The organism is Mycobacterium gordonae (assembly GCF_002101675.1).
GTDB classification, from domain to species: Bacteria; Actinomycetota; Actinomycetes; order Mycobacteriales; family Mycobacteriaceae; genus Mycobacterium; species Mycobacterium gordonae.
Genome location: NZ_LQOY01000236.1, coordinates 46,483 through 61,330 on the forward strand (window position 1 = coordinate 46,483; position 14,848 = coordinate 61,330).

Here is a 14,848-nt window from a genome sequence, read left to right on the forward strand (position 1 = left end):
CGCCGTCGCGACTTTCCTGATGCCGCCGGGGCGTGATCGACTCTAGGCGTGCCCGCTGTATGCGAGCGCAGCAGCCACCGCAACCGACCACACCACCATGGCCAGGCCGGTATCGCGCAACACCGGGATCAGCTGCGGCCCGACGCGGCCGGACCGGACCGGGCGATCGGCCCGCAGGGCCAGCGGCGCGGCCACCAGGCCTGCCGCGCACCACGGCGTCGCCAGCATCAGCACCAACGTCAGCAGAGCCGGAATGACCAGCAGCGTGTGGTAAAGCACGCGGGTACGGCCGTCGCCCAGGCGGACCGCGAGGGTGATCTTGCCGGACTGGGTGTCGGTGGGAATATCGCGCAGGTTGTTGGCCACCAACACCGACGACGAGAGCGCCCCGACGCCCACGGCCAGCGCCAGGCCCACCCAGTCGACCCGCAGGGCCTGCGTGTACTGCGTGCCCAGAACCGCGATCAGGCCGAAGAACACGAACACCGCGACCTCGCCCAGCCCCGAATAGCCATACGGCCGCGACCCCCCGGTGTAGAGCCAGGCCCCCAGTACCGACACCGCCCCCACTGCGATCAGCCATGGCGCGCTGACCACCGCCAGCGCCAGGCCGGCCACGCAGCCGACGAACAGGCTCACCAGCGCCGCGGTCAACACCGCCCGGGGGGCCGCCAGCCGCGAACCCACCAACCGCATCGGGCCGGCCCGCTCGTCGTCGGTACCGCGGATGCCGTCGGAGTAGTCATTGGCGTAGTTGACGCCGACGACGAACGACAGCGCCACGGCCAGCGCCAGCAGCGCCTTCCACCACACCGCGCCGTGCAGCCACGCCGCGGCGCCGGTGCCGGCGATCACGGGAGCCACCGCGTTCGGCAGCGTGCGCGGGCGCGCTCCAGAGACCCACTGCGCAAAACTGGCCACCACCGCATCCTGCCCTATGCATAAGATTGCGCGGGTGCTCGGAGTGATCGGCGGTACCGGCTTCTATACGTTCTTCGATTCAGACACCCGCACCGTCCATCAGGACACGCCGTGGGGCGAACCGAGTGCCCCGATCACGATCGGCGCGATCGGCGGGCATGACGTCGCCTTCCTGCCGCGCCACGGTGCCAAGCACGAGTATTCGGCACACACCGTCCCCTACCGGGCCAACATGTGGGCGCTGCGCGCGCTGGGTGTGCGACGGGTGTTCGCGCCCTGCGCGGTCGGGAGCCTGAACCCCGCGATCGACCGGGGCACCGTGGTGGTGCCCGATCAACTCGTCGACCGGACCAGCGGCCGGGCGGACACCTACTTCGACACCGGCGGTGTGCACACCAGCTTCGCCGACCCGTACTGCCCGACGCTGCGCACCGCGGTCACCGGTCTGCCCAACGTGGTGGACGGCGGCACCATGGTGGTGATCCAGGGTCCCCGGTTCTCCACTCGCGCGGAGAGCCAGTGGTTCGCCGCGGCCGGGTTCAGCCTGGTCAACATGACCGGCTACCCGGAGGCGATTCTCGCCAGAGAACTCGAATTATGTTATGCGGCAATCGCATTGATCACCGATGTGGATGCCGGGGTCGCCGTGGGTGAAGGCGTGAAAGGTGTCGACGTGTTCGCCGAGTTCGGGCAGAACATCGAGACGTTCAAGAAACTGGTGCGCACCGCCATCGGCGGCGTCGCGGCCGAGCGCACCTGCACGGACTGCCTGCAGCACGCCGGGGTGCCACTGCCTTTCGAGCTGCCATGAGGGTGCTGCTGACCGGCGCGGCCGGCTTCATCGGTTTGCGGGTGGATGCGGCGCTGACCGCGGCCGGTCACGAGGTGGTGGGTGTCGACGTGTTGCTGCCCGCCGCGCATGGCCCGGATGCCGTGCTGCCGGAGGGGTGTCACCGCGTCGACGTGCGTGACGGGGACGCCCTGGCGCCCCTGCTGGCCGGCGTCGACCTGGTGTGTCACCAGGCCGCGATGGTGGGCGCCGGGGTGAACGCGGCCGACGCGCCCGAGTACGGCGGCCACAACGATTTCGGCACGACGGTGCTGTTGGCGCAGATGTTCGCCGCCGGCGTCTCGCGGCTGGTACTGGCGTCGTCGATGGTGGTCTACGGACAGGGCCGCTACCGGTGCCGGGAGCACGAGGTGGTCGACCCTCAGCCGCGGCGTCGTAGCGATCTGGACGCCGGGATTTTCGAACACCGCTGTCCGCGCTGCAGCGAACCGGTCGGCTGGCAGCTGGTGGACGAGGACGCGGCGCTGCGGCCCCGCAGTCTGTACGCGGCCAGCAAGACCGCGCAGGAGCATTACGCGCTGGCGTGGGCCGAGGCCACCGGCGGGTCGGTGGTCGCGCTGCGCTACCACAACGTCTACGGTCCGGGCATGCCGCGCGACACGCCCTACTCCGGGGTGGCGGCCATCTTCCGCTCGTCGCTGGAAAAAGGAGAAGCGCCGCGGGTCTTCGAAGACGGCGGCCAGATGCGTGATTTCGTGCACGTCGACGACATCGCCGCGGCCAACCTGGCCGCGACGAACGCGGATCCGGGCGGCTTCGTCGCCGCCAACGTGTGCTCGGGGCACCCCATCGCCATCCGCGACGTGGCCGGCGCGTTGTGCCGGGCGCGCGGTGGCGAGCTGTCCCCGGTGGTCACCGGCCAGTACCGCAGCGGGGACGTACGACACATCGTCGCCGACCCCGGCCGCGCGGCCGAGGTACTGGGTTTCCGGGCGGCCGTCGAACCCGCGGAGGGATTGCGCGAATTCGCCTTCGCGCCGTTGCGGTAGTCGACCTACGGGCGGTTGTTGGGCGGCCGGAATATCCTCGGGCGCACCGGTCCGGTGGTCTCGCTGGAGCGGAAGATCCGGGGCGCGGGGCCCGGTGCGGACAGCACCGCAGTGGGCGCCTCGTGCTGGGTCCGCGGGGCGCCGAACTGCGTCGTCTTGGCCTCCGACGGCGGCGGGGGGCCACCCGGACGGGTGGGGACGGGTACCGGCGGCCGGGTCGTGGCGGCGGTCCGCCGTACCGGCCGCCGCCGGCGCCGCGGCTTGCGGATCTGTGCCGCGATGATCACCGCCGCGAAGATGAACAGGGCCAGACCGCACAGCGTCACATCGAAGGTACTGGTGATCTGTTGCGCAAGATCGTTGCCGTACACCGGACCGACGGAAACCCGTTCGAAGCGCGGGGCCAGCACGACACCGAGGATGACCCGGGAAATCGTCATCGTGACCACCAGGCCGCTCAGCGCGGTGATCAGCCGCGACCGCAGCGCCCCGGACGCCAATTTGACGCGCAGCCAGACGGCCAGCGTCGCGGTCGTCACATCAAAGGCGGCCAGCGTCAGGGAGTTGTACGGGAACGAGGGGTAGTCGAGCAGCGTCGCCACCACCAGGTCGGTGACCCGCATCAGTGCCGAACCGAAACACCAGACGACGATCAGCACCAGGCCCTTGCGGATCGCGTTGCGCCACACCTCACGGTCGTTGCGCACCTGCGGCGGGCTGAACAGGGTCAGGGGCACGAACAGGGCGGCCGCCGCGGTCCAGGCCAGGTAGCCCTCGTAGCCGACACCCGCGGTCGAGGTGTTCTGCGCGATGCCGTGGAACGCGTCGATCTCGCGCCCGCCCGGAACTACCCACACCAGCATCCCGGCGACCACCGACGAGACACCCAGGGCGAAGATGGCGAACCGGGATGCCGGGGTGTTGCGCAGGATCCAGCGCGAGGCCACCAGCACCGCCACCAGCGCCACCACGCCGTAGACCACCGCGCTGAGGATGACCGTGGTGTTGTGGGTGCCGAACGACTCCGAGCCGCCGGTGTGCTGCAGCGCGTAGCGCACCCGCCAGCACAGGTTGAATCCTGCGCTCAGGGAAGCGCCGAACATCGAGACATAGCCGAGCAGCCGGGCGCCGCGCAGCCACCTTTCGTATGCTCTTTCGTCGGTGGTGGGCTGTGTGAGCGCTGGCTGCGCGGCCAGCAGGGCGCCCGCGGCGCCCAGCCACGCGCCCGGCCCGACGCCGCCCGGCACCTGAGTCGTGCCACCCAACATGATCGATTCGACCGCGTCATAACCGACGAAGCCCGCGACCAGCAGCAGGTAGGGAATGTTGAGCAGGAGTCGGAGTTGCGCGTTGCCACCCGGATCGGTCGGTCTGCGCGGCACGACGAGAGAGACCGCCGAGAGCACCGTCACCAGCGCGAGCAGCCCCCACCACACCACGCTGGAACCGGGAATCATCAGCCCGAAGTACAGGTTCCAGGGGAACAGCACGGCAAGCAGCAGCAGGACGAACGCGGCCAGGTCGCGAAACATGTTGCGCCGCTGCGTCAGCGACCCTGCAGGCTGCGGCCCGTGGCCGGGCCGGCTCGCGCCGGGCGGGCCGGGCGGCGCGTGGCGCGTGCCCGCGATCGGGCCTGTCGGCGTGTCGTCGGTGTTCAGGCTCACGATGCCCCCCGGGGATCGAGGTCGGGTAGTGCTGAGACAGGTTTGGTGGTGCCGTAAGGGAACCCCCTGCCAGGCCCGCTGCGTTGTTCCCTTGCGAACATATTCTCCATTCGGATGTGCGGCAGTGGCTGTGAACTGGTTATGAACGTGGGCGGGATCGCTGGTGAGTGTCCCTGCGGGTGGGAATCCGATTACGCTGCGCTCATGGGGTTGCCTTAACGCCCGAATGACGAATATTGCCGACGGTACAAAGTGTAGTGATACCGGGACATTGCTGGTTGTGGGGTGGCCAGCCGAAGGGGAGCCGTAAATGGATGTCGTGTTGGGGGTGGCCGTCACGGGCCAAGTCGCGCGCCTGGCTCTGGTCGAGGCAGCCGCCCGCGGTAACCAGGTGCTCGACCAGTCGACGGTCGACCTGTCGGATGACCCTGTCGCGGACCTGACCGAAACCGTGGTCGGTACCAATCGTTCGCTGGCCGACGAAGGCCACCGGCTGGTCGCCACCCGACTGGTCTGGTCGGACCCGTACCGGGCCGACCAACTCCGCCAGGCGCTGGACTACGCCCGCGTCCCCAATGTCGAGGTTGTCTCGGAGTCGAAGGCGGCCAGTGCGCTGCTCGGACCCGGGCGCGCCGCCGCGGCGGTGCTGCTGATCGGCAACGAGACGGCGAGCCTGGCGGTGTCGGGGGATCCGGACGCGCCGCCGACGATCCTGGCCTCGACTCCGGTGGAAAACGATCCGGGGGCGACGTTCGACACGTTGATGGCCCAGATTCCCGGGCAGGCCGGTAGCCCGAACGACGTGCTCGTGGTCGGCAGCTCGGCGGAGCAGACCGCCATGTTCGCCGACCATCTGCAGTCCGCCTCGACGATGGCTGTGCAAATCCCGCCGGACGCCACCTTCGCGCTGGCTCAGGGTGCGGCGGCCGACGCCACGATGGCTGCCCCGGCGATACCGGCGGACGGGCCGGCGGGTGTCGCCGGTTCGTCTCTGGACGCGCCGATGGGGCAACAGGGATTTGGCGGCGGCGGTCCGGGTGGTGCCCCCACGTCGTCCCCTGACGCCTCTGGTTTGTCGGCCGGTGGGCCGGGTGGCGGTCCGACTTCGTCCCCGGATGCGTCGGGGTTAGGCGCGACGATGGCCCATCCGGCGTTTTCCGGCGGCGGGCCCGGGGGTCCGACCTCGTCCCCGGACGCATCGGGGCTGGGCGCGACGATGGCGCACCAGGGATTCGCCGGCGATGCGACGATGGCCGCACCGACCGCGTCCCCGGACGCCACGATGGCCGCGCAGGTCCCCGGTGACGCGACCGCATACGTGTCCTCGCCCGACGCCGGGCAACCCGGCACCGGTGGTGAGCAACTGGCCTATTCGGAGGCCAGTGAGTACGACATCCTGCCGATGGACACCGATGGTCTTGATGAATACGGCGGTGAATACGACGAATTCGACGACGGATTCGACGAAGACGACCCCGAGGCAGCCGAAGGAAAGCCGCACAATCTGAAGCGACTGCTGATCAGCAACGCGGTGATGGGATTCGCCGTGCTCGGCTTCGCTTCGCTGGCTGTGGCGGTGGCGGTCACCGTCCGCCCGACCGCGTCGACGCTGCCGGTCGAAGGCCACCAGAACGCCCAACCGGGCAAGTTCATGCCGCTGCTGCCCACCGAACAGCAGGCTCCGGTGCCGCCGCCACCACCGGATCTGCCCACCGCCGGTTTCCAGGGCGGAACGGTCCCCGCCGTCCAGAACATTCCTCGGCAGGCCCCGGTGCAGCAGGCGCCTGCGCCCGTGCCGGCTGAACCGGTGCCCGTCCCGGCGCCGCTACCGGTGCCGATCTTCATTCCGCCGTACCCGGGCTGGCAGCCGGGTATGCCGACCTGGCCGATCGTGACGCCGCCGACCACTCCGCCGACGACGGCGTACACCACGCCGCCGACGACGCCACCCACCACGCCGCCGACGACGCCACCCACCACGCCGCCGACGACGCCACCCACCACACCGCCGACGACGCCACCCACGACGCCGCCGACGACGCCGCCCACCACGGCGGTGACGACGCCGCCAACCACGCAGGCGCCGTACACCACCACCGTTGCGCCCACGACGGTGGCGCCGACGACCGTCGCGCCTCAACCGACGACGGTGGCGCCACAACCAACTCAGGCCCCGCAGACGCAGGCCCCGCAGACGCAGGCCCCGCAGACGCAGGCCCCGCAGACGCAGGCGCCGCAGACGCAGGCGCCGCAGACGCAGGCGCCGCAGACGCAGGCCCCGCAGCCCAGGACCCAGGCGCCGCAAACCCAGGCGCCGCAGACCGTGGCCCCCAAGCCGCCGACCGTACAAGTCCCGAAGGCGCCATCGGGCGGCAGCGGCGGCAGCGGCGGCAGCAATCCTCGGTGAGCTGGTTACGCGGCCTCAGGAACCACCCATGTCCGATGTGACCGTCGTGTTGCCCTGCCTGAACGAGGAAGAGTCGCTGCCGGCGGTGCTGGCCGCCATTCCGGCCGGCTACCAGGCGCTCGTCGTCGACAACAACAGCACCGACGCCACCGCCGCGGTGGCGGCCCGGCACGGTGCCCGGGTCGTCGCCGAGTCGAGACCGGGCTACGGCGCCGCGGTTCACGCGGGCGTGGTCGCCGCCACCACACCCATCGTGGCGGTGATCGACGCCGACGGCTCGATGGACCCCGGTGACCTGCCCAGGCTGGTCGCCGAACTGGACCGCGGCGCCGACATGGTGACGGGGCGGCGCCGGCCGGTGCCCGGCTTGCACTGGCCGTGGGTCGCCCGGGTAGGCACCGAGGTGATGAGCTGGCGGTTGCGTACCCGCCACCGGCTGCCGGTCCACGACATCGCACCCATGCGGGTGGCCCGGCGCCAGGCACTACTGGACCTGGGCGTCGCGGACCGGCGCTCGGGGTACCCGCTGGAACTTCTGGTGCGCGCGGCGGCCGCGGGCTGGCGGGTGGTCGAACTCGACGTCAGCTACGGCCCGCGAACGGGTGGTAAGTCCAAGGTCAGTGGCTCGCTGCGGGGCAGCGTTACCGCGATTCTGGACTTCTGGAAGGTGATCTCGTGACTCTGCCGGTGACGGTCCTGGTGGTCGCGAAGGCACCCGAGCCGGGGCGGGCCAAGACGCGGCTGGCAGCGACGCTCGGTGACCGCGTCGCCGCCGAGATCGCCGCGGCCGCGCTGCTCGACACGCTGGACGCGGTGGCCGCGGTGCCGGTGGCCGCGCGCGTGGTCGCACTCACCGGAACTCTGGACAACGCCGCCGGGTTCGCCGAGATCCGGGAGCGGCTCGCCGCGTTCACCGTCGTCGAGCAGCGCGGCGACGACTTCGCCGACCGCCTGGCCAATGCGCATGCCGACGCGGCGAGGGCCGGTTATCCGGTGCTGCAGATCGGCATGGACACTCCGCAAGTGAGCGCCGAGTTGCTGGCCGAGTGCGCACGCCGGTTGCTGGAGACGACGGCCGTCCTGGGAATGGCGCTCGACGGCGGCTGGTGGCTACTCGGTGTACACGATCCCGAGACCGCGCAGTGTCTACGCGGCGTGCCGATGTCGCAGTCTGACACCGGTGATCTCACCCGTAAAGCGTTGCACGACAACGGCATTGACGTTACATTGGTGCAGCCGCTGGCCGACATCGACGTCATCGAGGACGTCGCGGGGGTGCTTGAGGCCTGCGATCCGGCGAGCCGTTTTGCCCGGCTCACCCGCATGCTGGGCTGACTGGCTACCAGTTCGTGAAGATGACGCTGTTCAGCAGCAGCGCCCCGGCGGCGTTGACGGCCAGCCACGCCCGATGAGATCGCGCCGGCAGTAGCGCCGGAGCCGCGGTGAGCCACACCGTGAACGGCAGCCAGATCCGTTCCGTCTCAGCCTTGCTCAGCATGCTCAGGTCGGCGCAGACGATTGCGGCCACCGCGGCCAGCAACAGCAGGTGCAGTGCCGAGCGGCGGCGGACGGCAGCCCAGTCGAACGCCCGGCTGATGCCCGCGACCGAGCCCAAGCCGATCGAGCAGACCACGCACGCCAGGTTGGCCCAACTCCAGTACTGAAACGGCCGGTCCTTGGCGATGCCCTGCCAATAGCGTTGTTGCACCAAGGTATAGCCGTCGAACCAGTAGAACCCGGCGACCGCAAACGTCGCCGCGACCGCCACCGCGGCGAGCACCGCCGGTCCCAGAGCCCGCAACGCCGCCCGCCAGTCCGCAGCCGAGATCAGCACGGCCAGCGCGGGCAGCCCCATCAGCACCAGGCCGTAACTGAGGAAGACTCCCCAGCCCAGCACCAGCCCCGCGGCGGCACCGGCCAGCGCCGGGAACCGGACCCCGCCGCGCACCGCCACCGCCAGCAGTGCGATACCCCACGCCGCGACACCGGCGAAATATCCGTCGGCCGACACCGCGATCCAGATCGCCGTGGGAGCCACCGCGACGAACGGGGCCGCGCGTCGGGCCGTGTGCTCGCCTGCCAGCGCGCGGACGGTCACCAGCACGGCGGCGGCCGCACTGGAGCCGACCAGGAGGCACCACAGCCCGGCCCAGGCGCCGCCGTGCAGTCCGATCCGGTCCAGCCACACGAATGTCAGCAGGGCACCCGGCGGATGGCCCGACACGTGTGTGGTCCAGGAATGCGGCTGGAAGTCGACGATCCGGCCGGCGAAGGTGCGCAGTGTCGCGGGGATGTCGGTGATCCCGGGCACCTCCCACAGGTACTCGTCCCGGGTGGTCAAACGACCCGCGAAGCCGCGTTGCCAGCCGTCGATCATGGCCAGCGAAAAGGCCCAGGCTGCCGCCGTCGCCCAGCTGGCCAGCACCAGCACCCGCCAAGAAAGCCGTTGCGCCACAACGGGACCCCACAGGACCGCGGCGGCCGCGATGACGATGGCCGCCGCGGTGCCCCAGCTGAAGTGGATGTCCCAGTAGCCGAAGATCGGCGCCGCGCCGGCGCGCATGGCGAACCGCTCCAGCCCGATATCGGACCGCGGCTTGACGCCGAGGTTCATCCGGGGCAGCACGAACGCGGCCGCCACCAGGACGAGCGCGGTCGCAACGGCGAGGGTTTCCCGGCGCGCGATCTTCACGACAAGCAGCCTATTGACCGAACCGTCGCCCCAGCGCCTGGCGGTCGACCTTGCCGATGCCCCGGCGTGGCAGCTCCGCGACGAGATGCAGCTCCCGGGGTGCCGCGGTGATGTCCAAGGTGCGCGCGAGGTGGGCCCGCAGCTCGGGCAGCGTTGGCGCCGCCGAACCGGGCCGCACCACGACGGCGGCCACCACCCGCTGGCCGAGCCGGTCGTCGTCCACCCCGAAAACCGCGCAGTCGCGCACGGCAGGGTGGGTGAACAGCGCCGCCTCCACGGGTCCGGGCAGCACGGTCAACCCACCGGTGCTGATCGCGTCGTCGACGCGGCCCAGCACCGTCAGCACACCCGAATCATCCACGGACCCAATGTCATCGGTCAGAAACCAGCCAGCCTGAAACGGATCCGGCTCGACCCGGTTGCGATAACCCTTGGCCAGCGTGGCGCCACCCAGCGCGATCCGGCCGTCGGCGTCCACCCGCAATGTCACGCCGTCCAGCGGAACACCGTCGTAGACGCAACCGCCCGCGGTTTCGCTCATTCCGTAGGTGCGCACCACCGTGACACCGGTCGCCGCGGCCGCGTCGAGCACCGGCCGGGGGGCGGGACCGCCGCCCAGCAGGACCGCGTCCAGTTCGGCCAGTGCCGCCGTCGCGGCCGGGTCCGTCAGTGCCTTGGCGAGCTGGGCGGCGACCAGCGATGTGTAGCGTCGCCCGGGGCCCAAAAGACTGACGGCTCTGGGCAATTCGCCGATGTCGAAGCCGGCCGACACATCCAGCTCGACGGGCTCCGTACCGGCCAGCAGACTTCGGATCAGCACCTGCAAGCCGGCGATGTGAAACGCCGGTATGGCGAGCAGCCAGCGACCCGGTCCGCCGAGGCGCCGGTGGGTCGCCGATGCGCTGGCCCGCAGCGCGGCGGCCGTCAGCAGCGCTCCCTTGGGTGCACCAGTGGTTCCCGACGTCGTCACCACCAGGGCGACGTCGTCGTCGATTTCTTCCCCGACGCGCAAGCCCCGCACCGCGGCATCAAGGTTGTGAGCCGGGGCGGCGACGAGTGCGGAGTCCGTGCCGTCGAGCACCCGCTGCAGGGCGGGCATCAAGTGCCGGGTCGCCGAACCCGGTGAGAAACTCAGCGCGCGCAGGACGGCTATGCGTGATCTCCGTTGTCGCGCACGTCATCCAGGGGCCACCCCTGGGCGGCCAACCGCTTCCGTACCCGCTCCACATCCTCCGGCGCCGGCAGTTCGTCGGTGAGCTGAGTGATGGCGACGCCGATGTCGATGTTGTCGATGTTGAGTTCGCCGCGGCGCATCAGTTCGTTGGCAACCGTGACGATCTCGTCGTTGGTCAAGCGGCGGGCCAGCAACGCCAGCACGGCGAAGGAATCGGTCGGCGGAATGCCGTCCGGATAACCCGCGCGCAGCCACGACACGATCGAACTGAGAAAACGGTTCATTGTGCGATCAACTTACCCCCCGGTCCATCGCCAAAACGTGGTTGACGAGGAACTCCGCGTTACGGTTTGGCGCCCAGGAACGGGTAGTGAGTGTGATGGGCGATGAAGTCTCTGGCGATGTAAAGCACGCCCAGAACGACCACCACCAGCACGACCGCGTAGATCAGCCAGGCAACGGCAGTCAGCAACGGCCGCTGCTTGCCCGCGAGTCCGCTGGTGCCCACACTGCCGCTGGCGACGGCCTGCAGCCGCACGCCCAGCGCGAACAGCCCGGGCAACGCCGCACCCGCCAGCAGGCTGAAGACGAGAATCTTGCCCGTGGCTTCGTAGTTGAACCAGCCGTTCATGAGGCGTTCCGGGCGGGGATCTGGCCGTCGGAGCCGTATTGACGTGCCGACGGGCTCGGCGGTGTCGGCGGTGTCGGTGGTGTCGGACTCGGTGGCGGTGGTGGCGCCGGCAGCTCGTCTGCACTGTCCAGTCCGGCCGTCAGGTGGCCTTCCCAGTCGGCGTTGACGTTGCGGTGGTCTACCTTCACCCGGCGCGAGCGCAGGTAGATGGTGGCCGCCACCGCGATCAGCAGCGAGAAGCCGACGATCGCGCCGGGGTAGCCGCCGATGAAGTGCACGATCCCGTAGGTGAAGGCGCCGACGAGGCCTGACAACGGCAGCGTGACCAGCCACGCGGTCGCCATCCTGCCCGCGACGCCCCAGCGCACCTCGGCGCCCGGCTTACCCACCCCGCTGCCCAGCACCGAGCCGGTGCAGACCTGCGTAGTGGACAGCGCATAGCCGAAATGGGCCGACAGCAGAATCACTGCGGCCGAGGATGATTCGGCGGCCATGCCCTGCGGCGAGCTGATCTCCACCAGCCCCTTGCCCAGGGTGCGGATGATGCGCCATCCGCCTAGATAGGTGCCTGCTGCCATCGCGACGGCGCAACTCACGATGACCCACAGTGGTGGCATGACGGCGGTCTTGCTGACCGCCCCGTAGGACATCAGCGCCAGGAAGATGACGCCCATTGTCTTCTGCGCGTCGTTGGTGCCATGGGCGAGGGAGACCAGTGAAGCCGATCCGATCTGCCCCCGCCGGAAACCCGCCTCGGTGCGCTCGGGCGAGGTGCCGCGCGTGATTCGGTAGACCAGCCAGGTGGCCGCCGCGCCGACGACGATCGCCAGCAGTGCCGCGATGACGGCCGGGATGAGGACCTTGGAGATGACGCCTTTCCAGATCACGCCGTGTCCGCCGACGGCGGCGATGGTCGCGCCGACGATGCCACCGATCAGTGCGTGCGAGGAACTCGAGGGGATACCGAGCAGCCAGGTGAGCAAATTCCAGACGATCCCGCCCACCAGACCCGCGAACACCAGCTCCAGCGTGACCAGGTTCGCGTCGATCAGCCCCTTGGCGATGGTCGCCGCCACCGCGGTGGACAGGAATGCGCCGATCAGGTTCAGCACCGCGGAGAGGGCGACCGCAACCTTCGGCGCGAGGGCGCCGCTGGCGATGGAGGTCGCCATAGCGTTGCCGGTGTCATGGAACCCGTTGGTGAAGTCGAACGCGAGTGCGGTGATCACGACGATGATCAAGAGGAACAGCTGAATGTTCACAGGCCCTGATTCTTGTGGTCGGAGTATCCCTTGTCGAACGGATGACGAGGGGAAATGCAGGAATATCGCGAGTCGTCGCCAGATGTTACCTATCAGTTCACCCTCGGTTCGTCCCCGCTCACTGCCGGGTGTCGGTGCGCAGCGGATGACCCCGGGGAACCTGGATGAAAATCAGCGTGACGCCGTCGGGATCGGTCACGTGCATCTCGTGCAGGCCCCACGGTTCCTGACGCGCTTCGCGGGCGATCGGCACACCGCGGCCACGCAGCTCCTCCTGGGTCGCGGCCAGGTCGCGCACCTGCAGCCACAATGCGCCGGGAAAGGGACCCCGGGAATGGTCCGGTTCGTCGTATCCGGTCAGTTCCAGCAACGACTGGCCGGCGAAAAACACTGTGCCGGCACCGTATTCACGGGCGATCGCCAACCCGATCTCGTCACGGTAAAAAGTCAGCGAGCGTTCGTAGTCCGAGGGGCGGAGCAGCATCCGGCTGGCCAGGATCTCCATGTGTTCGTGTCTAGCACCGCGAGCGCAGAGTTGCCACGCCGGCCCCAGCCAGGTCGTCGCACGCCGCGGCCCGTCCGGTCATCGCCAGCAACAGCGACAGCAAGGGGCCTTCTACCGCTTGGCCCGTGCCGTGCTGCCAGTCGTGGTCGGTGGCCTTCAGCGCCAGACCGGCGATGCGGTTCTTGGCGCCGCTGAGCATGTTGGAGCCCTTGTAGAAGTCGATCACCTGGCGGACCGCGTCCGGCGGGTAGGCGTGTGAAATGCCCAGCGGGCGGCGGATATCGGCGCCGTGAATGAGGATCTCGCCCAGCCAGGAGACCTTGGGGCCGGGCGGTGCGGAGGTGGAGTGCACCAGGGAGCGGAAGTCGGCCAGCGTCGCGGCCGGGTCGGCGCCGCGGTGCTGTGCCAGCTGTCCCTTGGAGAACTTGGCGAAGTCGAACCCGGCCCGGGCCATGCCGGCGAAGAACTTCAGCGGGTTCATCGAGGCGGTGGCGGACAAGTGTGCGACGACGTCGCGGACCGTCCAGTGTGAGCACAGCGACGGCGACTCCCACTGAGCCGGGGTCAACGCCGCCAGGTCGTCGGCCAGGGCGCCGCGCTCGGCGGCGATGGTGGTCCAGATGTCGGTCATGGCAGCCTCCTCGGCTCAGCCCTGATGGTTGTTGCGGGCCTGCATGAGCGTATTGACCCAGCGGGGGCCGACCGTGTTGAGCGCCTTGGCCGCTATCGCCATCCGGGGCGCGATCTGTACCGGGCGGGTGCGCGCGGCGGTGATCATCCACTCGCCCGCCTCTTCGGAGGTCAGTGCGGGCATTCCCTCGTAGGCTTTGGTGGGCGCGATCATCGGGGTGGCCACCAGCGGGTAGTAGAGGGCTGTGCAGTGCACACCTCTGGGGCCCCACTCCGTCTCGGCAATGCGGGTCACGGCGGTCAACGCCGCCTTGGACGCGTTGTAGACCGAGAACAGCGGCGCCGCCTCGTTGAGCACACCCCAGGTGGAGACGTTGATGATGTGGCCGTCGCCGCGCTCGATCATCCCGGGCGCCAGGCCGCGCATCAGGCGCAGCGGCGCATAGTAATTGAGCACCATGGTGCGTTCGACGTCGTGCCAGCGTTCCAGCGATTCGGCCAGCGGCCGGCGGATGGACCGGCCGGCGTTGTTGATCAGGATGTCGATTCCGCCGATGCGAGCTTCGACGTCGGCGACCAGGGCGTCGATGGCGTCCATGTCCGAGCAGTCGCACGGGATGGACATCGCCGTGCCACCCGCATTGGTGATCCGATCGGCCAGTTCGTCCAGCAGGTCCCGACGTCGCGCGACGACGACGACGGTGGCGCCGCGCTCCGCGAACTGTTCGGCCGCTGCCTCTCCGATCCCCGACGAGGCGCCGGTGAGCAGGATGCGCTTGCCCCGCAGGTCGACGGGTTTCATCGCCGGGCGGTTGAGCAGCACCTGTGGCGTCACCGGTGGGCGCATGCTGGCCAGCACGATCTGATCGGTCAACCGGCGCAGCGGACTCTTGCTCACGTTGGGAGTCTAGGCGGGGCGTTAGGCGGCCTGATGCAGCACGGGTGCCATGCCCATCGGTCCGCAAGTGGATTAGTTGTCGGTGCCCCTTCATAGCATTGGGCTTATGTCAGCGAGCACGTGCGAGGAGATCGCCGAGGTCCTCCGTGGACTCGAAGCGTACGCGGATCGCCTGTGCGCGTTGACGTTTGAGAAGCCCGGCACCCCAGAGTTGTTGGGGAGCAT

Annotated in this window: 15 protein-coding genes; 5 read left to right on the top strand and 10 right to left on the bottom strand. The window is 69.6% G+C overall.

The genetic code is table 11. From position 1 onward, the window contains the following. Positions 1-42: 42 nt before the first annotated feature. Positions 43-921 (bottom strand): 1,4-dihydroxy-2-naphthoate polyprenyltransferase, encoded by an 879-nt coding sequence (locus AWC08_RS30090; protein WP_065134899.1) that lies wholly within the window; start codon positions 919-921, stop codon positions 43-45. A 16-nt stretch (positions 922-937) separates the two neighbouring features. Between AWC08_RS30090 and AWC08_RS30095 the strand changes: the two genes are divergently transcribed. Continuing rightward, on the top strand, positions 938-1,732 hold the full coding sequence (locus AWC08_RS30095) for an S-methyl-5'-thioadenosine phosphorylase (protein ID WP_069433488.1): 795 nt from the start codon (positions 938-940) through the stop codon (positions 1,730-1,732). Next, positions 1,729-2,760, top strand: a complete 1,032-nt coding sequence (locus AWC08_RS30100; RefSeq protein ID WP_065134895.1) for an NAD-dependent epimerase/dehydratase family protein — start codon at positions 1,729-1,731, stop codon at positions 2,758-2,760. The genes AWC08_RS30095 and AWC08_RS30100 overlap by 4 nt, the downstream gene beginning before the upstream one ends. Before the next feature lie 5 nt (positions 2,761-2,765). Here AWC08_RS30100 and AWC08_RS30105 read toward each other — a convergent pair whose 3' ends face one another. Then, on the bottom strand, positions 2,766-4,292 hold the full coding sequence (locus AWC08_RS30105) for a DUF7937 domain-containing protein (RefSeq protein WP_232007840.1): 1,527 nt from the start codon (positions 4,290-4,292) through the stop codon (positions 2,766-2,768). Positions 4,293-4,734: 442 nt separating this feature from the next. Between AWC08_RS30105 and AWC08_RS38790 the strand changes: the two genes are divergently transcribed. From AWC08_RS38790 to AWC08_RS30120, 3 genes are read left to right on the top strand one after another with little or no spacing between them, the layout of a single operon-like run. Further along, on the top strand, positions 4,735-6,831 hold the full coding sequence (locus AWC08_RS38790; protein WP_069433490.1) for a DUF7159 family protein: 2,097 nt from the start codon (positions 4,735-4,737) through the stop codon (positions 6,829-6,831). A gap of 28 nt (positions 6,832-6,859) precedes the next feature. Continuing rightward, positions 6,860-7,510 (top strand): glycosyltransferase family 2 protein, encoded by a 651-nt coding sequence (locus AWC08_RS30115; protein WP_069433491.1) that lies wholly within the window; start codon positions 6,860-6,862, stop codon positions 7,508-7,510. Beyond that, positions 7,507-8,166: a TIGR04282 family arsenosugar biosynthesis glycosyltransferase gene (locus tag AWC08_RS30120; protein ID WP_372513550.1), complete on the top strand. Its 660-nt coding sequence runs from the start codon at positions 7,507-7,509 to the stop codon at positions 8,164-8,166. The genes AWC08_RS30115 and AWC08_RS30120 overlap by 4 nt, the downstream gene beginning before the upstream one ends. Before the next feature lie 4 nt (positions 8,167-8,170). Here the strand turns inward: AWC08_RS30120 and AWC08_RS30125 are convergent, their stop codons facing one another. From AWC08_RS30125 to AWC08_RS30160, 8 genes are all read right to left on the bottom strand, one after another. Beyond that, positions 8,171-9,523 carry a hypothetical protein gene (locus tag AWC08_RS30125; RefSeq protein WP_065136496.1) on the bottom strand — a complete coding sequence of 451 codons (1,353 nt, stop codon included), beginning with the start codon at positions 9,521-9,523 and terminating at the stop codon, positions 8,171-8,173. Positions 9,524-9,533: 10 nt separating this feature from the next. Further along, complete coding sequence (gene menE, locus AWC08_RS30130) at positions 9,534-10,604, bottom strand: o-succinylbenzoate--CoA ligase (protein ID WP_232008094.1); 1,071 nt, start codon at positions 10,602-10,604, stop codon at positions 9,534-9,536. Positions 10,605-10,672: 68 nt separating this feature from the next. Further along, entirely contained in the window at positions 10,673-10,981 is a 309-nt protein-coding gene (locus AWC08_RS30135; protein WP_065136494.1) for a DUF3349 domain-containing protein, read from the bottom strand. Positions 10,982-11,040: 59 nt separating this feature from the next. Then, positions 11,041-11,328, bottom strand: a complete 288-nt coding sequence (locus AWC08_RS30140; RefSeq protein WP_065136493.1) for a hypothetical protein — start codon at positions 11,326-11,328, stop codon at positions 11,041-11,043. Next, positions 11,325-12,590: an inorganic phosphate transporter gene (locus AWC08_RS30145; protein WP_065136492.1), complete on the bottom strand. Its 1,266-nt coding sequence runs from the start codon at positions 12,588-12,590 to the stop codon at positions 11,325-11,327. The genes AWC08_RS30140 and AWC08_RS30145 overlap by 4 nt, the downstream gene beginning before the upstream one ends. Positions 12,591-12,708: 118 nt before the next feature. Next, complete coding sequence (locus tag AWC08_RS30150) at positions 12,709-13,095, bottom strand: VOC family protein (RefSeq protein ID WP_065136491.1); 387 nt, start codon at positions 13,093-13,095, stop codon at positions 12,709-12,711. Between the two features lie 10 nt (positions 13,096-13,105). Then, positions 13,106-13,726 (bottom strand): maleylpyruvate isomerase family mycothiol-dependent enzyme, encoded by a 621-nt coding sequence (locus AWC08_RS30155; protein ID WP_065136490.1) that lies wholly within the window; start codon positions 13,724-13,726, stop codon positions 13,106-13,108. A gap of 15 nt (positions 13,727-13,741) precedes the next feature. Then, complete coding sequence (locus AWC08_RS30160; protein ID WP_065136489.1) at positions 13,742-14,623, bottom strand: SDR family oxidoreductase; 882 nt, start codon at positions 14,621-14,623, stop codon at positions 13,742-13,744. Between the last annotated feature and the right edge of the window lie 225 nt (positions 14,624-14,848).